We start from the raw sequence: 20,277 nt of genomic DNA on the forward strand, positions 1-20,277 counted from the left end.
CTAGCTTCTAGCGGCGCCAGTCGTCTTCGCGATCCCAAGATTCGTCGGCGCCATCCAGCTCGCCGGATTGGTCCGCACCGGTCCCCGCCAACTCGCGCTGAAGCCGATCGAAGTCGGTCTGCGGGGAGCTGTATTTAAGTTCTCGAGCAACCTTGGTCTGCTTTGCCTTAGCCCGGCCGCGGCCCATGGGGGAACCCCCTCGCGCAATAACGGAGCGGCCTAACAAGTAGGCGGCTCCGATCTCTTGGTGTCGTTATTGTCCTGCCAACAGCTTACCGTGCCTCGCGGACGAGCGTCGGTGCCCCCTGCCCGCCGTGTTGGACTTCGACAGACATTATCGCGTCCCGCCCCGCAACCGCTCGACGGCGAGGCGCCCGGCGCCGATCTGGTCACTCGGCGGCAGTGAATCGGCGTCGATGACCGCCGCTACCGACCCCTGGGCGCCCGTCGTCAGTTGGGTGTCGGCGGGTATGCCGCGCTTGAGCAACGCCAGCGCGATCGGCCCCAGATCCACGTGGTCGACGACGGTGCCCAGCCGTCCCACCGCGCGCCTGGCCGCGAGCACCGCGTCACCGGTCAGCGGCCGGTCCACCGAGCCGTCGAGGTGCAGCAGCACCAGCATTCGGGGTGGTTTGCCCAGGTTGTGGACCCGGGCGACGGTTTCTTGCCCGCGGTAGCAGCCTTTGTCCAGGTGGACGGCCCCGACGCCGGGGCCTCCGATCCAGCGCACCTCGTGCGGAATCGTGCGTTCGTCGGTGTCGACGCCCAGGCGCGGGCGCAGGGCCGCAACCCGGTTGGCTTCGTAGGCCCACACCCCGGCCGGCCGCACGCCGGCGGTGGCGAAGCGGGCCTGCCAGTCGGCCGCATCGGTGCGCGGCACCAGCAGCTCGAGTTCCACCCGAGCCGCGGCCGACGCCGGCATCCGCCGCACAAAACCACCGTTGGCCAGCGCGGTTGCGGCCATTTCGGCGGGCAGGGCGTCCAGGCCGAGCACGTCGAGCACCGCCCGGTCGGCCAGGTGCGGGCCGATCAGCGACAGCACCGCCAGGCCGGCGGCCGCGGGCGCGACGTCCGACCAGAACACCATCTTGGTCAGGTAGCTCAGCAATGGCTCACCGCGCCACGGCTCGGTGTCGAGGTAGGTGATGCCGCCGAGCTCGGTCTGCATCCAGTGGTCCTCGACCCGGCCCTGCCCGTCCAGGCTCAGATTCTGCGTGCTGGCCCCGTCGGGAAGTTTGCTGACGTGTTGGGTCGAGATGTTGTGCAGCCAGCTTTGTCGGTCCGCGCCGGTCAACGTGAGGACCGCGCGGTGCGAACGGTCCACCAGTACCGCCTCGGTTTCGGCCGCGCGCTGCTCGCCGAGCGGATCGCCGTAGTGCCAGACCGCGCCGGCGTCGGGCCCGGAATCGGGTGCGGGTACTGCGGTCATGTGCGCCCCTCCTCCTCATCGTTGGCGGCTTGGGTCACACGTCAACTCTACGGACCGGCGTCCGCGCGGCTGCGCTGGTCGCCGCGACGGCTAGGCTCTGTCGGCATGGCAGCCCAGACGGGTGTGATCGTCACCCTCGACGGCGAAATACATCCGCCCGGCACCCCGCTGTTGCCCGCCGACGACCTCGCGGCCGTCCGCGGTGACGGGGCCTTCGAGACCCTGCTGGTCCGCGACGGCGGCGCCTGCCTCGTCGGGCCGCATCTGCAGCGATTGACTCAGTCCGCCAAATTCATGGATCTGCCCGAGCCGGACCTGCCCAAGTGGCGGCGCGCGATCGAGATCGCCACCCAGGAGTGGGTGGCTGGCTCGGCCGCCGAAGGCGCGCTGCGGTTGATCTACAGCCGGGGCCGCGAGAGCGGTTCGCAGCCCACCGCGTACGTGATGGTCAGCCCGGTCCCGGAAAGGGTTGCCGTGGTTCGCCACAACGGGCTCGCGGCGATCACGCTGGACCGCGGACTACCCGCCGTCGGCGCCGGCGAGATGCCGTGGTTGCTGGCCGGCGCGAAAACCCTGTCGTACGCGGTGAATATGGCCGCCTTGCGGTACGCCGCCCAACGAGGCGCCGGCGACGTGATTTTCGTCAGCTCGGACGGCTACATCCTGGAAGGACCGCGCTCGACGGTGGTGATCGTCACCGAATCTTATGCGGGCCCGGACAGCAATCTGTGCCTGCTGACGCCGCCGCCCTGGTACCCGATTCTGCGTGGCACCACGCAGCAGGCGCTGTTCGAGGTGGCCCGAAGCAAGGGCTACGACTGCGACTATCGCGCCCTGCGGGTCGCGGATTTGCATGCTGCCCAAGGGATTTGGCTGATATCAAGCATGACGCTGGCGGCCCGCGTGCATACGCTCGACGGTCGTCCGATGGGCCGGTCCCCGATGGCCGGGGAATTCGCCCAACTGGTGGACGCGGCGATCGTCAGCGATCGCTAAGCGCTGAATTGTGTTGTCGCGCGCGGCAGCGGGAGGTAGGGTCGGCCGTACACAAGGAGGAGGTGGTCCGCGAAATTGAGTGCTTGTCGGAGCACCCGCCCTCACAGCGCATTCGCGCAGGTAAACGCTAAATAGTCGGCTTCTCAGACCTTCTCACCCTGGCCTCACCCCGGTGTGTGGCGGGTGCGTGTCGGGGCAGCAAACAAAAGTCGTTATCGCTGAGGTAATCGAGGTCATGTCGCTGCCACTTCCGCTACAACCCCCGCGCGCTCCGCAAGACCGTGCGCGACGTGCTCGACTCGACCGGCGAAGGCCAGACCCGCAACGCGTACCACCGGGCACTGTTCATCGCCGCGCGCAAGGCGAGGGCGGGCTGCTACCCGTGGAGCGTCGCGCTGCGTTCGGCTAGGCAGCGACGGCTGCGGTCTCGATGGCAGCCCGGCGTCGCCGGCTATGACGGCATCGACGCCACGCCTGCACAAATTGCTGAATGGCCCGAGAATGTTGTCCGCCGCGTCGCTTTTAGTCACGAGCACGGGCAGATGCTTGTCCCCGCCGGATACTTCGCCGTGTTCGCGACAGGCGGGCCGGATTCCGAACAGAACGTGATTGCGCGAAGGATGCATCCCAGCCCCGCTTGGCAGCGGGCTCCGGTTGATCGAAGGCAATTGGGCCAAATACCCCTTGGTGGAATCGTTCTTTCAGCGCGGGCTCGGCACCGGGGTCCGCCATCGTGGCGCTGCGGCGGTCGTGCAAATTAAGGCCAGCGGCACGTACGACTTGCCCGAAGTCAACCTGTAAGGCGGCGACATGGCACAGCACAGCCCGTTTTGGTCAGACGGCATCTACGACAAAGGTGAACCGAGCGAGTACAGCTGGGGCAGCGGCCTTACCCCACGCCACGCTCGCCACGCCGCACCTGACGACGGCGGCGCGTACAGCGGCCTGTCACCCGGTATCGCACCGGACCGCCAAGGCCAGCGCCACGGTGTGCCGGGGCGGCGGCCGCGGGCATAAGCCAGGGTGGCGGCGGTTACCGCCTCGAGCGGCCAAGCCAGCCGCCGTCACCCGTTCAACCGCGTAAGCGGGCTAGGGTGTCTGTGGCGCAGACCTAGCCCGCCAACAGCGTTACGGCAGTTGGGCGGTGGCTATGCAGTCTCTTCCGTGGAGGACTTCGGGCCGCTGAAGCGGTCAAACTTCGTTAGTGCCGCGACCGCGTGGTAGTCAGTGAAGATGTCGTCCATGCGTTGCCGAGCGATCTCTTGGCCCTGTGCCAGTTCGGTATTTCTGTCCATCTTCGATACGAGGTAGTCCAGAGCCTGTGCGGTGATACCTACGGCGTTGACGGCGTTTTCGCATCGAAACGCGACAAAGTGCCAATCGACACTGGCGCGAAGGTCAGCCCGCGCGATGGGTTCACGAAACTCTGCGGCCATGTGGACTGCCCAGTCGCGAAACCGAAACATCTGTGTCACAGCAGACTTCAGCTGCTTCGCAGCATCGCGACTGCTGATCTTTAGGTGGTATCGGAGCGTTTCGGTGATGCGCTTATGTCGAGCCGTACGGTTCCGCGTCCATGTTCCGTCAACGTCATGTGGGTGTGGTCCACAGCGGTCCTTGACCGTGGCATACAGCGCATCGAAAGCGATGCGCATGCGGTCATCGTTCGCATGCACGCACGCAACTCTCGGAACAGAATCGCTGTGAGTTCCTCGCGGATCGGGCGACGAACGTCCTCGTCTGACCCTGCGGCGTCGAGCCGCGCAATGAGTGGCCCAATTCGCTCGGCTGCGCGAATGGCGGCTTCCGCCGCGTCTACCGCATCGTGCAGCCAGAAGGGCCAGAGGTCGGTTCGGACCCGCACCGTTGGCGTGGACGCTGTGAAAGTCCCATCTTCGCCGATGGCAAAGCTGAGGTCACTGATTTGAAGATCACCACCGAAGCTCCAAACGCCTTGCCATGTCGGCTGGGGCAGTGGCTCTTCTGCAGTCATGTTCCCATCGTCCCAACGACCGCCGACAAAGTCCGCGCTTCAGCATCCGCCTGCGTGTCGTCGCCTGTGACTAGTGGTGCTGTTGGGGTGTATGGGGTTTGGCTACGCCGACACCGCCCCAATTCGCCACTGGGCAGTCAGTGGTAGACCTTCTGTAGGTCTTCACCGACTCGGCGCGCAGGCGCTCCGAGCGCGAGCAGATACCCTGCCACGAACTTGTAGCTGTATCCGGCACCGAGCAGTATCGCAATCGGTTCTTCACGGTTCGCCTTGAAGAACGGACCCCGCTGGTGGTAGCCGTTGTACCCCGCGTGGTGGAGGTCTTCGAGTGCTTCGCGAATATCGTCCGGCACGCCGGGATGGCGCTCGCCGGTCAGCACATTCAGCGCGTTCGTCGCCGCGACCCAACCCGATATTTCTTCGTCGTTGTGTGCCGCAACGGCGAGCAGCTGGCCGTCTGCGGCCTGTATCGCGTAGCCGAGTAGCTGAAGGTCTGGCGCGTAAGCGAACACCGGTCCTCCGCGTGTGACACTCGGGCTGCGGTTCGTGCCGATGTTGCCGTTGCCGCCGTATACCTTCACCGCATCGTCCCGCGCATCGAAGTGATTCTTGTTGGGGATGAACAGCACGCGACGCGTGTACTCAGCGTCAGTGACGCGTGTACTCAGCGTCAGTTGTGTTCTTGCCGATCCAGCGCACGATTTCGGCGGCGTCGCCGCCCGCAGGCAGCCAGACGTTCTCGGCAAGGTTTGGTTCAAGTGTCATGTACAGCATTCTCCCAGTCACCTCTGACATCCGCCCGCAGCTGGTGTTCAGCTATCAGCAAACACGCTCACCCCGGCGTCACCCCGGTGACCGGGGGCAATTCGGGACTGTCTTCCGCTATCCGCCAATGGACCGCGAGTGACCGGAAATAAACCGGTAGCTGCGACTTCCGGCCACTGGTACGATCGGCCGTACACAAGGAAGGAGGTGGTCCGCGAAAGTGATAGCTTCATGGACATGTGAGGTGGCTACGCGCTAGCTGCATTGGCTACCGAAGAGCTGGCGGATGCGCTGGCGAATTCCCCGTAGCCACCCGGCCCCCGAGCTTCCCGGTCTGTCCAACCAGGAACACGGCTCGGGGGCCGTCCCATGTCTTGGGCTGCTATTGGTTGGATTTCGCGGCGATCTGCTCGGCGATCTTGCCCGCCTGACCGGGTGCGGCATTCGGGCCGCAGACCGTCACGTCGATGACCCTGGCGCCGTCGGCGTGCAGTACGTGGTGGCAGATTTTGACGTTGTCTCCCCGGGTGCGCTGCTGGCGATCTTGGGCACGGTGCCCGTCACGTCCGCGAATGCCCAGTCAAAGCTGTTGCCGTTGAGCGTCTCGGTCACCGTCTTACCGGCGCACGATCTCCACTTGTCGGCGGACTGCTGAACGAAGGCGCTGGCCTGGTCGGGTGACGAGAATTCCGCGACGGTCTCGATGATCCGGTTCGGCGGGTCCTGCTCGGGCGTGTGCAGGATCAGGCCGCGCACCGCGCTCAAGCCGCCGGCGCCCTGGTATGCCGCGGCGACGGCGGGTTCGTAGGTGCCCGCGCATGTCGGGTCGGTCAGGGTCCACTTGGGGTTTCGCAGCTGGCTGATCTTTTCGCCGGCCACCACGCTCGGATCACCCACGATGGCACCGACCTCTGGTGCGCCGACCAAATAGGATTCCAGCTTGGCCGCGTTCCCGGCCGGACCCGAATTCGCCGCCGCCGGAGCCGAATTCGAGTTCGACGCCCGCGGAGCCGGCTTGGTCTTGCCGCTTTGCGTGGTCATCACCACCACGATCGCGATCGCGGCGATGACCGCCACCGCGGCACCGCCGATGATGAGCAGCCGCTTGTTCGATCCGCCGGTTGCCGTATCGCCGCCTGTCGCGACCGGGGCGGTGGCCGCGGTCAGCGCCGCTCGCTGCGGGGGCCGACGCGGCGGCGGCGCCGTCGGGCGCAGCGTCCTTGGCCTCGATTTCGGCCAGCACGTTGTCGATTTCGCTTCGGGTGCGGTACGTGACGTCGTGGCGCAGGCGCAGCATGCGCAGCAGCTGCGCGATCGCTGCGGGCGCTGGGGTCGTCGCCGTCCTCGTCGAGCCCGGACCGCAGCTCGACCAACAGCTGCAGCTGCTGCTGCGGGCTGAGCTCCTTTTCGGCCATCTGGTTGCCCAGCCGGGTGATGTATTTGAACGGCACTGGAGGCTCTTCGGGCAGCGGGTCGGGCAACGGCACGGGCTTGCTGCGCAGCGCATGCACGGCGGTGACCAACTGGATATCGGCGTCGACCGTAGGCTCCCGGTAGTCAATGATCTGCAATGCGGCAAGGGGATTCACGCGCATGCTGTCAACTTCACCGATGCGCACGGGCAGGATCGGACGGCCCAGGGCCTGGGCGTAGCGCAGCTCGGCCTGACTCGGCTTGGATTGCAGCCAGTTGCTCGACAGCGCGACGATGAACACCTCGCAGTCGCGGATCTGCTCGAGGATTTTGGCCCACCACGAGTCGCCGCCGCCGAGCTCCTGGTCGAACCACACCTGGTGCTGACCGCGCCGCAGCGCGGTGGTCAGCGCGTCGACCGCCGACCGATCTTGGCTCGAGTAGCTGATGAACAACGCCATCGCAGTCTCCTAGGGTGAGCGAAGCGAACGAGCTAAGGCGAACGCCTGCCTGCGCGACCCGTACGCACATGCGCCGATACCGTATCAGTGTTGGGCCGCTTCAGGATGCGCAAGTTTTCGCCGTATTCCCGACCGGCTACCCGTCCCCACCGTCGCGGGCGTGCGCCTCTTCGGGTGGCCGGTATTCGACGTAGCGGCGCGCGAACTCCTCGCCGGGAACCGGCCACTGCTCACCGCTGGCTCCGCGGACCACCCAGTCGCCCTCGGCGGCGTTCGTCGGCCCCTCCAAGGTATTGATGGTCTCGCCCGGATAGGCCGGGCGAGCTTGTACCCGTCCCTTGCGCTGCCATAGGCCGTCGCCCGCGGGCTCGTAGGTGTCCCGGAAGATGTCGTCGCGCACCGACCAAACCTTTCCGTCCTCCGATATCGCCCAATCGCCGGCAGCGGCGCGCATCGTGTGTCCCGAATCCGACACCCACGTCCATGGCGCGCTGCGTTGTTCGGCGGCCACCGTCCCGACCCGGGTGAAGGACTGCCACAGCGGACGCGACCGGAAACCCAGCTGGCGCAGGCTCCACAGCGTGCCCGCCAGACTCCGCACCGCCGCGTTGAGCAGATCCGGGTCGCTTTCCACCACCGACCAGTCGACGAGCTTGTTGTGGATCTTGCGCGAGTCGTCGCGCGGCGAGCCATACTTCCAGCCGTTGCGCCGGTAGTAGCGGCACCAGTCTTCGTGCTCGGCCTGGGCCATCTGCAACGCTGAGTCGCGGTCGAAGCCCATCAGCGCAAGCTGTTCCAACGGCGCCAACTCTGCCTTCTCGCTGCCCGACAGCTGCTGTGGCGGGCTGCCACAGGTGTTCCAGGTGTGGCCGGCGATCTGCTCCACCATCCACAACGCGTTGCGGACCTGGCGGCGGTTGGAGCCCCGGTAGAACTCGTCGAGCTCGGCCCACGGCACCGATGCGGACCCCCGCGTCCAAGTCGGGTCGATCGTGGCGACGTAGCGCTCGTGGATCAGCCGCGCCGCGCGCTCCCACGCGTCCTGAACCTGACCCTCCTGGGTGTCGAGCACCAGCGAGTAGGACTGCAGTCGGCCGACGACCTGGATGGACTCGTCGGTGAGGCTGGTGTTGAGGTCCGAGGCGTAGATCGGCATTTCGGGGAAGCGGGCGGCCAGCCTGGCCGCCGTTGTTCCGGAATGGGCGTCGACGAAGATGACCGCACTGGTCGCGGGGTCCACGTCGCCGATCAGCTTCAGCATGGTCGGTATCGTCGGGGCCTCGGCGACCGCGTCGATCGACGGCCCCTCGGAGGCGAATCCGGCTTGCTGCCGGTGGAACTCGTGATCGCGCAGGTAGTCCTCGGCGTCTCGTTCGACGAGCGTCAGCGCAGGCAGCTCGACCGCGCCGGGGGGAGTGTAGAAGTCGCGTTCCAGCGCCCGTTGGGTCAAATCCGCGCACAGTGCCAGCGTCAATTGTGAAGTGCCACAGACGAACACATGCTTGGTCCGCCCGGTCGCCACGATGCTGTTGAGCAGTCGGCCCGCGGTCACCTCGTATTTGCCGACCACGTCGGCCGCCCATCGGGTGTCGGATCCGCCGAACTGCTGGGCCCGCCACGCCTGGGCCAGCCAGGGATCGTCCATCCGCACGATCAGCGGTAGCCGCCGTTTGTGTGCGATCTCGGCGAGCCGGCGACTGATCAGGTCCAGCCACATCAGGTTCAGTGCCGGGTCCGGTGCCATCAGGTAGAGCCGAGAAAGGCGGCGCCACAGCCGAAGTGACAGCCAGGTCGACGGGGTGTTGAAGTCCACCAGCACTACGCGGGCGCCCAGGCGGCGGGCCCGCTGCACGCGATCGTCGCTGGCGCCGGTGAGGACGACCAGGGTGCTGCGCCGGTCCAAGGTGCGCGCCACGGCGCTGAGCATCGACTGGGTGTCACTGTCGATACCGACGACGGCCGTGACGGATTCGGCCCAGTTGGCCCGTATCCGGTCCACTTGGGACCGGAAAACCCGACCACCGCACCGCCCAACCCGGTGAAGATCGCCGACAGCGCGGCAATCCGGGCCAGTTCCAGGCCCACCGGTGTCGGGTTCGGACAGGTCTTCCCGCCGACGCAGAAGTCGCCGGTGTCGCCTTTGACCAGACTGGCCGTCGCCATCAGGGGAGTGAAGAACGCCGGATGGTTGGCGTCGTGACATCCCCAGTAGGGGGTCAGCCCGAGAATCGCCGTCATCGGGACCAGGGCTGCGGTCAGGCTGAACGAAATACCCACCACCCGGTGGCTGCCCGAGCGAAAGTTCAGCACGGACGCCCAGATGAGCACGCAGACAACGACCAACAGCGTCGGCATCGATCCGGGCCGGCCGAACCACGCCAGCCAGGCCGGAAAGGAGTCGTCGAGGTGGGGCGCGTGTCCAGCACGGCCAGGTAGGCGATCAGCAGCAGGCCGACCGCGGTTACGGCCCAACGCAATATGGGCGAGGGTGCCCTCGTGGGACGCATCCGCCGATCTCCCTTCGCCCGGCTGCTCGGACGTCGAACAGTACACGCAAAAGATCCGGCGAAAGCAATGGTTTGGGGTGAGCGCCGAATTGGCTACTCGGGCAACGGCAGCGGGCCGCTAGCCGACGAATCGCGACAGCCGCGCCGACAGGTGCGGGACCAGTCCGCCGTCGGCGTCGACTCGCTCCTCGACGTAGGCGAGGTCGCCCCCTTCGACGATGCCGTAGAGGCGCTTGGCGCCGCCCACGAGAACACCGCATCGGCTGCGGGCCAACGCGTCGGTCACCAGCTCCCAGGACGACTGGTTGCGCGGGCGCCCGTAGAAGAGTTCGACGTAGCCCGCCGAGTGCGCCAGCAACAGCTCGATGGCCTGGGATTCGATGGGGTCGTCGGGATCCTGGACAAAGAGCCAGAATCCGGTCTCACGCAGGCCGGGCTCCTGATAGTTGCCGTCGGCGTCGAGCCGCCACGACCGGGCTTCCCAATTCAGGTAATCACCGCCATCGTGGGAGACCACGATCTGCTGGCCGAATCGGTAGTCGCCGCCGTCGGGGCCGCGGCCCTCGCCCTCACCGCGCCACACGCCGACCAGGGGCAGCAGGGCCAGCAGCGCGTCGTGGAGGTTGGCGCCTTCGCGCAGGTTCGCCGTGTCGGCCGGCACCGGCAGATCGTCGAAGCCGGGGATGTTGCGGGCCGCGGTCACCTGGGCGCGTTCGGCGGCGGCGGCCACTGCGCGGTCGCCGGAGCCTGCAGAACCGGTCGGTCCCTGCGGGTCCTCGGACGTCACGACTCGTCGGTGATGAGCCGGTAGAGGGTGTACAACGCAAACCAGGAGATGACCACGACTGCCGCGACCAGCATGATCTCGAAGAAGAGCACCACGCCAGCGAGTCTATTCGCCTCGCGCCGTCAACCGCGCTTCCGGGGGATCGGAGGTCGTTCCCGCGGCGGTCAGGCGATCTTGACGTCCACCTCGTGGATGCCGGCGCCCGACGGCGTGATGACGGCATCGCCGTTGCCCGCCTTGGACAGGGCACGCAGTGTCCACGCTCCCGGCGCAGCGAAGAACCGGAAGTCACCGGTGGCCGACGCGACGACCTCCGCGGTGAACTCGTCGGACGAGTCCAGCAGGCGGACGAACGCGCCACCGACGGCTTGGCCGTCGCGGTCGACGACGCGGCCGGTGATCACCGTTTCCTTCTCCAGGTCGACGCTGGCAGGCAACGTCTGTCCTTGCCTAGGTGCAGAGCACATATCAGCTTCCCAACTCGATCGGGGCACCCACCAGGGAGCCGTATTCCGTCCAACTGCCGTCGTAGTTCTTGACGTTCTTATGCCCGAGCAATTCCTGCAGAACGAACCAGGTGTGCGACGAACGTTCCCCGATTCGGCAGTACGCAATCGTTTCCTTCGTGCCGTCCAGGCCGGCGTCGGCGTACAGCTTAGCCAATTCCTCGTCCGACTTAAAGGTGCCGTCCTCGTTCGCGGTCCGGCTCCACGGCACGTTGATCGCTCCCGGAATGTGACCGGGTCGCTGGCTTTGCTCCTGCGGCAGGTGCGCGGGCGCCAGGATCTTGCCGGAGAACTCGTCGGGGGAGCGCACGTCGACGAGGTTCTTGACGTTGATGGCCGCGATGACCTCGTCGCGGAACGCACGGATGGTGTTGTCCGGCGGTGCCGCGGTGTAGGAGGTGGCCGGCCGGCTGACAACGTCGGTGGTCAGCGGGCGCCCGTCGAGCTCCCACTTCTTGCGGCCACCGTCGAGCAGTTTGACGTTCTCGTGGCCGTAGAGCTTGAAGTACCAGTAGGCGTAGGCGGCGAACCAGTTGTTGTTGCCGCCGTAGAGGACCACGGTGTCGTCGTTGGCGATGCCGCGGTCGGACAGCAGCTTGGAGAACTGCTGGGCGTCGACGAAGTCGCGCTTGACCTGGTCCTGCAGGTCGGTGCGCCAGTCCAGCCTGATCGCACCGGCGATGTGGACTCCGTCGTACGCACTGGTGTCCTCGTCGACCTCGACGAACACGACGTTCGCCGTGTCGAGATTTTTCTCAGCCCAATCAGCGGAGACCAGGACGTCGGAGCGTGCCATGGTGTGGATCCTTTCGATTACTTCTATGAACTTGGGTTACGCCGGACCGGCGGTTGGTCGTAAGCGAACCACGAGCGGGTACAGCTGGCAGCCCAGGCAGATGCCGAAGGCCGCATTCAGGAACGCCGCCACCAGAGCGAAAGCCGTCGCGATGACGCCGGTCAGCGGCGCACCGACGGCGAATCCGGCGGCACCGGCGACCGCGAAGATCAGGCCGACCAATTGGGCGAACTTCAGCGGGGCCACCGGTTCGCGCTCTTTCACCGGGCCCAACCGCGGGGCCACCAGGGTGGCGAACAGCCGGCCGTAGGGGTGCCGGCGCGGGCCGCCGAGAGCACCGATGGCGAAGACGACGGCCTGGACTCCCAGAATGATCGCGGCCGCCAGCGGGCTGCGCGCCGAGACGAGCAGCGTCGCGACCAGCACCACCGTCGTAACCCAGGCGGCGAATCTGGGCCCGCGAACGTCGACGCGGTCCGACCGGGCGCTGGGATCACTGCTTGACACGAAAGACTCCTATTTGCCTGTTGCACGGAAGAAGTGGAGACATGCCACGGTGGGATCCGGGCTGGCTCCGAGCGCTGCGCGGGCGGGCGCGGCTACTCAGCAGCTACAGCAACAGCGACAACAACAACGCGCGATGCGGCACAGATCGACTGCGCGACGCTTGGTGAGCATGGGCTCCATGCGGGATGACACGTCGGTCAGCTTACCCAATGACATCGCGATCAAGCCAACAGTGGTTCGAGCGCGGAGCGGAGGTCGGCGGCCTTCGGGACACCTGATGCCCGGTAACGCTGACGTCCGTCGACGTCGAAAATCAACGTGGTGGGCAACGACAGCACCGAAAACCGCCGTGCCGCTGCCGGGTTGGCGTCGATGTCGACCTCCACGTGCGCCACGTCGCCCATGTTGTCGCATACCTGGTCGACCACCCGGCGGACGCGATCGCAGGGTCCGCACCACGGTGCGCTGAAATGCACGACCGTCGGTCCGGTGCCGGACAATCCCAGGTCCACGGTGTCCGCGCCGGCCTCTGGGCCCGGGCCCGAATCGACCGCGGTGAGGCTGCCGGAGCGCCGGGTCACCAGCCAGCCGACTATTGCCGCCAGGGCGAGAGCCGCGACGATGGCGACGACGACGGTACTCATGACGGGTTGAACCCTTCGAGGGTCACGGTTACTCCCGTGGTGATGCCCTCGATGATGACGTCCGAGCCGCGTGCCCCGACGGTGCGCGGCGCCACGCCGAACGGAAGCCGCTGATCGGGCAGTCGGGCGGTGAAGGCGCGCAACACGGCGTCGCGCTTGTCGTCCGGCACGGCTTGGTTGGCGGTATCCGGGCCGGTGAGGATGCCGGTCGGGGTGAACACGAGCGTCGCCGGATCGTCGGGCGCAATCGACAGGTCCACCGAGGTGCTCACCCGGTGATTGAAGTCCGCGGATTTCGGGGTGCCGCTGAATACCAGCCCGTGGCTTCCCGAGATGCCCGATTCGGTGGTGCCGCCGGTGGCGTCGTTGGTCTCGGCGGGCGGTGCCTCCACCATCAGGTCGTCGATGCCGAGGTATCGGCCCAGGTGCGAGGAGTCCAGGATGATGCGGCTCTCCAGCTTGCCCACCGGCAGCTTCGCATCGGGTCTGATCAGCCACGACGCGTAGGTCAGGTCGATCGAGTGCATGGTGGCTTCCAGGGTGGCCTTGCCCGTCGGCGCGTGATCAATGGCGTTTGCCTTGATCTCCAGCTCTCGGTAGTGGCGGTGCACCGCCTCCGGAATGAACGGGAAGGCCAGGATGGCGACAAAGGGGTCGGAACCCAGATTCGCCGCCTTGCGGACGGTACGCGACAGGTGGTATTCGGCGTAGATGCTGGCGCCGTAGTCCGTCCCGACGGTGCCAACAACGATCACCGCCACGGCCGAAACCGTGGCGATCACACTGATCAGCACCCTGCGCATCCGCATATTGTGGCGCAGTTCGCGGTGGCGCGCGGCACGGGATTGCGGTCTGGATGAGCTCGTGGTGGGGCTCACAGTCGCGAGCAAGGAGGCGCACAAAGGCCAGGTGGCACGTTATCGTTAGATGGCCTGGCCACTAACGCCACGTGGCTTTATGAATCTGGGAGATGCCTTTCCCACGAGCTGGAGGGGCTTGTTGGAGCTACTACTACTCACCTCTGAGCTGCACCCGGACCCAGTCCTGCCGTCGTTGTCGTTGCTTCCCCACACCGTGCGGACGGCGCCGCCCGAGCCTTCCTCGCTGCTGGAAGCGGGCACCGCGGACGCGGTGCTCGTCGATGCGCGCACCGATCTGTCGGCCGCGCGCGGGTTGTGCCGCTTGTTGAGCACGGCCGGCCGGTCGGTGCCGGTCGTGGCGGTGGTGGCGGAGGGTGGCCTGGTGGCGGTCAGCGCCGACTGGGGCCTGGACGAAATCCTGTTGCCCGGCACCGGACCCGCCGAGGTCGATGCCCGCATCCGGCTGGTGGTGGGCCGCCGCGGCGGCCTGGCCGACCAGGAAAGCGCCGGGAAGGTCAGCCTCGGCGAGCTGGTGATCGACGAAGGTACCTACACCGCGCGGCTGCGGGGCCGCCCGCTTGACCTCACCTACAAGGAGTTCGAGCTGCTGAAGTACCTGGCCCAGCACGCGGGCCGGGTGTTCACCCGTGCTCAGCTGCTGCACGAGGTGTGGGGATACGACTTTTTCGGCGGCACCCGCACGGTCGATGTGCACGTACGCCGGCTGCGGGCCAAGCTCGGGCCCGAGTACGAGGCGTTGATCGGCACGGTCCGCAATGTGGGCTACAAGGCCGTTCGCCCGGCGCGCGGTCGAGCGCCGATCCCTCCGCCCGACGACGACGCTGACGAGACCGACGAGACCGATTCCGAGAATCTGCAGGACCCGCTGGCCGACCCGCTGCGTAGTCAGTGATCGCGCCCGACTGGCGCTCCGCACTGACCGCCGAGGAGCAGCAGGGGGTGCGTGAACTGGTCGCGGCGGCAACCGAATTCGACGGCGTAGCACCCGTCGGCGAACAGGTTCTCCGAGAACTCGGGCAGGACCGCACCGATCACCTGGTGGTCGCCGGCGCCGGTGCCGACACGATCGAGGGCTATCTCAATCTGAGTGCGCCGCGCGACGGTGGCGATCCGATGGCCGAACTCGTGGTGCATCCGCGGGCCCGCCGGCGTGGGATCGGCTCGACCATGGTGCGGGCGGCGATCGGCAAAACCGGTGGGACTAACCGCTTTTGGGCGCACGGCACGCTGCAGCCCGCCGCCGCGACCGCGTCCGCGCTGGGTCTGGTCGCGGTGCGCGAACTCGTCCAGATGAGGCTCACGCTGCACGACGTGCCCGACCCCGCTGTCCCGCCGCCGGGCGTGCTGGTGCGCCCCTACGCGGGCGCCGACGACGATGCCGAGCTGCTGCGGGTCAACAACGCCGCGTTCGTCGACCATCCCGAACAGGGCGGCTGGACCGAGGCCGACCTGGCCGAGCGGCGAGCCGAGCCGTGGTTCGACCCGGCGGGTTTGTTCCTGGCGGTCAACCAGAGCGACGACAAGCTGCTGGGCTTTCACTGGACCAAAGTGCACCTCGATCAGCCGCGCCTGGGCGAGGTGTACGTCCTGGGCGTCGACCCGTCCGCGCAGGGCCGCGGGCTCGGGCAGATGCTGACCGCCGTCGGCATCGAGTCGCTGGCCCGACGCCTGTCCGGGCCAGCGGACCCGGGCAGTTCCGGTGCAGCAGTCACCGTGCTGCTCTACGTCGAGTCGGACAATGTCGCCGCGGTCCGGACCTATCAGCGGCAGGGATTCACCACCTACAGCGTCGACACCGCGTATGCGCCGGGGCCGGCCGCGGACTGAGGCGAAAGCGCAGGCAGAAGTGGCGTGCCAGCAAATTATTCACCGCACGTTCACCGCTTAGGCACTCATGCGAAAGGGGCTTCAGCGCATAGTTTCGATCGGCGGCCGCATGCGTCGAAACTGCGTCAGAAAGCGAGATCGGTGAGTCTGGGCAAGGTGGGCAAGACGCTGGCTGCCGCGGCGTTGACGATCACGATCACGAGCCTGACGGCCTGCGGCAGCGACGACAATCACCACGACCCGGCCTCGGCGGCGTTTACGGGTCCCGCCGGCACACCGGCCTGCGGCGGCAAAGGCGAACTGACGGCCGAGGGGTCGACCGCGCAGCAAAACGCGATGGCGATGTTCGGCCATGTCTGGGGTCAGTACTGCCCGCGCAAGTCCGTGTCGTACAACCCGACGGGGTCGGGAGCGGGCCGCGAGCAATTCATCGCCGGCCATGTCGACTTCGCCGGATCGGACTCTCCGCTGAACACCGACCAGATCGGGCCCGCCACCAAACGGTGCAACGGGAACCCCGCCTGGGACTTGCCGCTGGTGTTCGGGCCGGTGGCCCTGGTCTACAACCTGCCCGAGGTCAAGACGTTGACCGTCAACAGTGATGCGCTGGCGCGGATCTTGACCGGCCAAATCGCGGTCTGGAATGACCCCGTGCTGGCGGCGCTGAATCCCGGTATCGCGATGCCCGACATCAGGATTGCGCCCATTTACCGAATGGACTCCTCGGGGACCACCGACAATGTGCAGAAGTTTTTGACGGCCGCCGCACCGGAGAGCTGGTCTCGGGGCGTCGGCACCGAATTCCACGGCGGCGTCGGCGAAGGTGCGACGAAATCGTCCGGCGTCATCCAGGCGGTGCGGGCCACCCACGGCGCCATCGGTTATGTGGAGAAGGGCTTCGCCGACCAGGCGAGTCTTCCCTACGCGCAACTCGTCACCGCCGGCGGCGTGATCCCGCTGACCACCGAGACGGCCAGCACCGCGATTGACACGGCCACCTTCGTGTCCGGGGGCAACGACCTGGTGCTGAACCTCAATTCGATGTACGCCACCCACAAGCAGGGCGCCTACCCGTTGGTGCTGGCCACCTACGAGATCGTCTGCTCGAAGGGGTACGACGCGCAGACCGCGAAGGCGATCAAGTCCTTCCTGACCGTGGCCGCGGACTCCGGCCAGTCCACCCTTGCCGCGGCCGGCTATATCCCGTTGACCGATAGGGTCAAGAAGCGACTGGTCGCCGCGATCGATGCGATGCAGTAGCCCTCGGGTCCAAGGAGTGACACCCAAGCAGCAGTGACGGATTCACAGTGATTACGCCAGATCCAGCCCACGCGGGTTCGGGTGCGGTCGTTGCCGCCTCCTTTCCGGAGACACCGGTGCTGCCCATCCGGCAATGGAAGGGTGTGCAATCTCGTTTCGGCGATCGGATATTCCGCAAGTTCGCCGAGGCGTCGGCGGTCCTGATCGCGATCGTGGTCGTCGCGATCGGCGGCTTCTTGCTGGTGCGCGCGACCCCGGCGTTGAAGCGCAATCAAGAGGACTTCTTCACCTACCGCGGCAACTGGGTCACCACCAACACCTCGGCGATGCACTTCGGCATCCTCGATCTGCTGCAGGTGACGCTGTTCATCTCGATGTTCGCGTTGATCCTGGCGATGCCGGTGGCTTTGGGTGTCGCCATCTTCCTCACCCAGTACGCGCCGCGGCGGCTCGCGGGGCCGCTGGCCTACACCGTCGACCTGCTGGCCGCGGTTCCCTCGATCATCTACGGCGTGTGGGGCCTGTATGTACTTGCCCCGCAACTGCGCCCGGTCGCGACCTGGCTGAACCATTCGCTGGGCTGGCTGTTCCTGTTCGCCGACGGCACGGCGTCGGCGGCCGGCGGCACCATCTTCACCGGCGGGATCGTGTTGGCGGTGATGATCCTGCCGCTCATCACCGCGGTCACCCGCGAAGTCTTCGTGCAGACGCCAACCGATCAGATCGAGGCCGCGCTGGCGCTGGGCGCGACCCGCTGGGAGGTCGTCACTACCACGGTGTGGCCGTTCGGGAGGTTCGGGTACGTCAGCGGCGCGATGCTGGGGCTGGGCCGCGCGTTGGGTGAGACGGTCGCGCTGCTGATCATCTTGCGCGGCACGCAAAAGGCGTTCGGCTGGTCGCTGTTCGACGGTGGCTCGACCTTTGCGACCAAGATCGCGGCCACCGCATGGGAATTCAACGACAAGTACAAGGCCGGCGCCTACATCGCCGCGGGACTGGTGCTTTTCGTGCTGACCTTCGTCGTCGACGCGTTGGCGCGCGGCGCCCTCGCCGGGACCCGGAGGGGCGCGCGATGACCTCGATCTACGACCGCCCCCTCAAGGCGCGCCGGCTGTCCAGGCTTGGTCGCCGCCGCCGGGCCTCGAACATCGTTGCCACGGTGCTTGTTTCGCTGTCGATGCTGATTGCGCTGGCGCCACTGCTGTGGGTGCTGGGCGCGGTTATCCTCAAGGGTTTCAAGGCGATTGCGTCCTTGGCGTGGTGGACGCATTCGCAGGCGGGCACGACGCCGTTCCTGGCCGGGGGCGGCGCCTATCACGCGATCGTCGGCACCGTGCTGCAGGGACTGGTGTCCGCCGCGATCTCCATCCCGATCGGTGTGATGCTCGCGATCTACTTGGTGGAGTACGGCAGCGGGACCAGACTCGGCAAGGTGGCCACCTTCATGGTGGACATCTTGTCCGGCGTGCCATCAATAATTGCCGCACTGTTCATCTACGCGTCGTATGTGGCCACGCTGGGCCTTGGCCGCTCCGGGTTCGCGGTGTCGTTGTCGTTGGTGCTGTTGATGCTGCCGGTAATCGAGCGGTCGACGGAGGAGATGCTTCGGATCGTTCCGATGGATCTGCGCGAGGCCAGCTACGCGTTGGGGGTTCCCAAGTGGAAAACCATTGTCAGGGTGGTAATTCCGACCGGGTTGTCGGGCATCATCACCGGAATCATGCTGGCGCTTGCCAGGGTGATGGGTGAGACGGCTCCGGTGCTGATCCTGGTCGGCTATTCGCAGGCGATGAACTTCGACATCTTCAAGGGGTTCATGGGGACATTACCTGGCATGATGTTCAACGAGACAGCGGCGGGCGCAGGCGTCAACCCGGTACCCACGGATCGACTGTGGGGTGCGGGGCTGACGCTGATCATGATGATCGCCGTTATCAATGTCGGAGCCAGGGTGGTCTCGATGATGTTTGCTCCCAAGAAGTCCTAGGGAGGAGTGCTGGGTGGCAAAGCGTTTGGACTTGAAAGACGTCAACATCTACTACGGATCGTTTCAGGCGGTCGCCGACGTGACGCTGTCGATTCTCCCGCGCAGCGTGACGGCGTTCATCGGCGCGTCGGGCTGCGGTAAGACGACCGTATTGCGGACGTTGAACCGGATGCATGAGGTCATCCCCGGTGCGCGGGTGGAGGGCACCGTGTTGCTCGACGACGAGAACATCTACGCTCCGGGTATCGACCCGGTGGGTGTGCGCCGGGCCATCGGCATGGTGTTCCAGCGACCAAACCCGTTTCCCGCCATGTCGATTCGCGACAACGTGGTGGCGGGCCTGAAGCTGCAGGGGGTGCGCAACCGCAGGCTGCTCGACGACGTCGCCGAACACTCGCTGCGCGGCGCCAACCTGTGGGACGAGGTCAAGAACCGGCTGAACCGGCCCGGTGGCGGGCTGTCCGGTGGGCAGCAGCAGCGGTTGTGCATCGCGCGCGCGATCGCGGTGCAACCCGACGTGCTGCTGATGGACGAGCCGTGCTCGGCGCTGGACCCGATCTCGACGATGGCGATCGAGGAACTGATCAGCGAATTGAAGCAGGACTACACGATCGTCATCGTCACCCACAACATGCAGCAGGCCGCCCGCGTCAGCGATCACACGGCGTTCTTCAACCTCGAAGCAGCGGGAAAGCCGGGTCGGCTCATCGAGATCGACGACACCGAGAAGATCTTTTCCAATCCCTCGCAAAAGGCCACCGAGGACTACATCTCCGGGCGCTTCGGCTGACGGGTTAGGGCGTCGTGGGCGCGGTTTCGTCGTCGGGCAACTTGCCCGTCGCCTGGAAGATGACGCGCCTGGCCACCTCGACCGCGTGATCGGCGAAGCGCTCGTAGAAACGGCCGAGCAGTGTCACGTCGACGGCGGCGGCCACGCCGTGCTTCCACTCACGGTCCATCAGCACCGAGAACAAATGCCGGTGCAGATCGTCCATCGCGTCGTCTTCCTCGCGTATCCGGGCGGCCTTCTCCGGGTCGCGGGATAACACCACCTCTTGTGCGCTGTTACCCAATTCGACTGCGACTCTACCCATTTCGGCGAAATAGCCGTTGACCTCTTCGGGCAGGGCGTGCTGAGGGTGGCGTCGGCGGGCGATCTTGGCGACGTGCAGCGCCAGTGCGCCCATCCGGTCGATGTCGGCCACCATCTGGATGGCGCTCACGATGGACCGGAGGTCCCCGGCCACCGGTGCCTGCAGCGCCAGCAGCACGAAGGCACTCTCCTCAGCGCGGGCGCTCAACGCCGCTATGTCTTCGTGGTTGGAGATCACCTGTTCGGCGAGGACAAGGTCGGCCTGCAGGAGTGCCTGGGTTGCCTGTTCCATGGCCACACCCGCCAGCCCGCACATCTCGCCAAGGCGCTCGGATAGATCCGAGAGTTGCTCATGGTAGGCGGTCCGCATGAGGCCAAGCCTACTGACTCTGCGACCGAATCGGCGATCTACTGAAGCGAAATGC

General features: G+C 66.5%; 23 protein-coding genes and 1 pseudogene. 7 read left to right on the forward strand and 17 right to left on the reverse strand.

The features are described 5' to 3' along the window. Positions 1-7 precede the first annotated feature (7 nt). Together T428_RS0120815 and ygfZ are read right to left on the reverse strand one after the other, a co-directional pair. Positions 8-187: a DUF3073 domain-containing protein gene (locus T428_RS0120815; protein ID WP_025737999.1), complete on the reverse strand. Its 180-nt coding sequence runs from the start codon at positions 185-187 to the stop codon at positions 8-10. 147 nt (positions 188-334) lie between these two features. Beyond that, positions 335-1,429 carry a CAF17-like 4Fe-4S cluster assembly/insertion protein YgfZ gene (gene ygfZ / locus T428_RS0120820; protein WP_025738000.1) on the reverse strand — a complete coding sequence of 365 codons (1,095 nt, stop codon included), beginning with the start codon at positions 1,427-1,429 and terminating at the stop codon, positions 335-337. A gap of 123 nt (positions 1,430-1,552) precedes the next feature. Between ygfZ and T428_RS0120825 the strand changes: the two genes are divergently transcribed. Next, entirely contained in the window at positions 1,553-2,425 is an 873-nt protein-coding gene (locus tag T428_RS0120825; RefSeq protein WP_025738001.1) for an aminodeoxychorismate lyase, read from the forward strand. A 1,148-nt stretch (positions 2,426-3,573) separates the two neighbouring features. Here the strand turns inward: T428_RS0120825 and T428_RS32930 are convergent. The 14 genes and pseudogenes from T428_RS32930 to lmeA all read right to left on the reverse strand — a co-directional run bounded on the left by T428_RS32930 (position 3,574) and on the right by lmeA (position 13,613). Beyond that, the gene (locus tag T428_RS32930; RefSeq protein WP_156943014.1) at positions 3,574-4,080 is read right to left on the reverse strand and encodes a hypothetical protein; all 507 of its coding nucleotides are present in this window, start codon (positions 4,078-4,080) and stop codon (positions 3,574-3,576) included. Positions 4,081-4,555: 475 nt separating this feature from the next. Continuing rightward, positions 4,556-5,047 (reverse strand): hypothetical protein, encoded by a 492-nt coding sequence (locus tag T428_RS0120840; protein WP_025738002.1) that lies wholly within the window; start codon positions 5,045-5,047, stop codon positions 4,556-4,558. Between the two features lie 19 nt (positions 5,048-5,066). Next, positions 5,067-5,192 carry a hypothetical protein gene (locus T428_RS35560; RefSeq protein WP_281173970.1) on the reverse strand — a complete coding sequence of 42 codons (126 nt, stop codon included), beginning with the start codon at positions 5,190-5,192 and terminating at the stop codon, positions 5,067-5,069. Positions 5,193-5,565: 373 nt separating this feature from the next. Further along, positions 5,566-6,224 (reverse strand): annotated as a pseudogene (locus tag T428_RS0120855) (sensor domain-containing protein). 122 nt (positions 6,225-6,346) lie between these two features. Beyond that, positions 6,347-7,057, reverse strand: a complete 711-nt coding sequence (locus tag T428_RS0120860; RefSeq protein WP_025738004.1) for a toll/interleukin-1 receptor domain-containing protein — start codon at positions 7,055-7,057, stop codon at positions 6,347-6,349. 136 nt (positions 7,058-7,193) lie between these two features. After that, positions 7,194-8,972, reverse strand: coding sequence for a RyR domain-containing protein (locus T428_RS29945; protein WP_245605012.1), 1,779 nt, complete (start codon positions 8,970-8,972; stop codon positions 7,194-7,196). Next, positions 8,876-9,610, reverse strand: coding sequence for a hypothetical protein (locus T428_RS34980; protein WP_245605013.1), 735 nt, complete (start codon positions 9,608-9,610; stop codon positions 8,876-8,878). Before T428_RS34980 ends, T428_RS29945 begins: the two co-directional genes overlap by 97 nt. 72 nt (positions 9,611-9,682) lie before the next feature. After that, a complete protein-coding gene (locus T428_RS0120870; protein WP_025738005.1) occupies positions 9,683-10,351 on the reverse strand; it encodes a heme-binding beta-barrel domain-containing protein in 669 nt (222 codons plus the stop codon). A gap of 164 nt (positions 10,352-10,515) precedes the next feature. Next, positions 10,516-10,818, reverse strand: a complete 303-nt coding sequence (locus T428_RS0120880) for a DUF1416 domain-containing protein (protein ID WP_025738007.1) — start codon at positions 10,816-10,818, stop codon at positions 10,516-10,518. Between the two features lies 1 nt (position 10,819). Continuing rightward, a complete protein-coding gene (locus tag T428_RS0120885; protein ID WP_025738008.1) occupies positions 10,820-11,653 on the reverse strand; it encodes a sulfurtransferase in 834 nt (277 codons plus the stop codon). Between the two features lie 36 nt (positions 11,654-11,689). Continuing rightward, entirely contained in the window at positions 11,690-12,160 is a 471-nt protein-coding gene (locus tag T428_RS0120890) for a DUF4395 domain-containing protein (protein ID WP_025738009.1), read from the reverse strand. Positions 12,161-12,256: 96 nt separating this feature from the next. Continuing rightward, positions 12,257-12,376, reverse strand: coding sequence for an Ms5788A family Cys-rich leader peptide (locus T428_RS36210; RefSeq protein WP_425412063.1), 120 nt, complete (start codon positions 12,374-12,376; stop codon positions 12,257-12,259). Between the two features lie 5 nt (positions 12,377-12,381). After that, complete coding sequence (locus tag T428_RS0120895) at positions 12,382-12,804, reverse strand: thioredoxin family protein (protein WP_025738010.1); 423 nt, start codon at positions 12,802-12,804, stop codon at positions 12,382-12,384. Beyond that, positions 12,801-13,613 (reverse strand): mannan chain length control protein LmeA, encoded by an 813-nt coding sequence (gene lmeA / locus T428_RS0120900; RefSeq protein ID WP_025738011.1) that lies wholly within the window; start codon positions 13,611-13,613, stop codon positions 12,801-12,803. The genes T428_RS0120895 and lmeA overlap by 4 nt, the downstream gene beginning before the upstream one ends. Before the next feature lie 187 nt (positions 13,614-13,800). On the opposite strand from lmeA, the gene T428_RS0120905 reads away from it, so the two are divergent. The 6 genes from T428_RS0120905 to pstB all read left to right on the forward strand — a co-directional run bounded on the left by T428_RS0120905 (position 13,801) and on the right by pstB (position 19,549). Continuing rightward, complete coding sequence (locus tag T428_RS0120905; RefSeq protein ID WP_156943015.1) at positions 13,801-14,577, forward strand: winged helix-turn-helix transcriptional regulator; 777 nt, start codon at positions 13,801-13,803, stop codon at positions 14,575-14,577. Further along, positions 14,574-15,512 carry a mycothiol synthase gene (mshD, locus tag T428_RS0120910; protein WP_025738013.1) on the forward strand — a complete coding sequence of 313 codons (939 nt, stop codon included), beginning with the start codon at positions 14,574-14,576 and terminating at the stop codon, positions 15,510-15,512. The genes T428_RS0120905 and mshD overlap by 4 nt, the downstream gene beginning before the upstream one ends. A gap of 141 nt (positions 15,513-15,653) precedes the next feature. Then, positions 15,654-16,772, forward strand: coding sequence for a phosphate ABC transporter substrate-binding protein PstS (gene pstS / locus T428_RS0120915; protein WP_025738014.1), 1,119 nt, complete (start codon positions 15,654-15,656; stop codon positions 16,770-16,772). A 47-nt stretch (positions 16,773-16,819) separates the two neighbouring features. Further along, positions 16,820-17,848 carry a phosphate ABC transporter permease subunit PstC gene (gene pstC / locus T428_RS0120920; protein ID WP_025738015.1) on the forward strand — a complete coding sequence of 343 codons (1,029 nt, stop codon included), beginning with the start codon at positions 16,820-16,822 and terminating at the stop codon, positions 17,846-17,848. Continuing rightward, positions 17,845-18,759 (forward strand): phosphate ABC transporter permease PstA, encoded by a 915-nt coding sequence (gene pstA / locus T428_RS0120925; RefSeq protein ID WP_025738016.1) that lies wholly within the window; start codon positions 17,845-17,847, stop codon positions 18,757-18,759. Before pstC ends, pstA begins: the two co-directional genes overlap by 4 nt. A gap of 13 nt (positions 18,760-18,772) precedes the next feature. After that, on the forward strand, positions 18,773-19,549 hold the full coding sequence (gene pstB / locus T428_RS0120930) for a phosphate ABC transporter ATP-binding protein PstB (protein WP_025738017.1): 777 nt from the start codon (positions 18,773-18,775) through the stop codon (positions 19,547-19,549). Positions 19,550-19,553: 4 nt separating this feature from the next. Here the strand turns inward: pstB and phoU are convergent, their stop codons facing one another. Continuing rightward, positions 19,554-20,222 (reverse strand): phosphate signaling complex protein PhoU, encoded by a 669-nt coding sequence (gene phoU, locus T428_RS0120935; protein WP_025738018.1) that lies wholly within the window; start codon positions 20,220-20,222, stop codon positions 19,554-19,556. Between the last annotated feature and the right edge of the window lie 55 nt (positions 20,223-20,277).

Source organism: Mycobacterium genavense ATCC 51234 (genome assembly GCF_000526915.1).
Taxonomy (GTDB): Bacteria; Actinomycetota; Actinomycetes; order Mycobacteriales; family Mycobacteriaceae; genus Mycobacterium; species Mycobacterium genavense.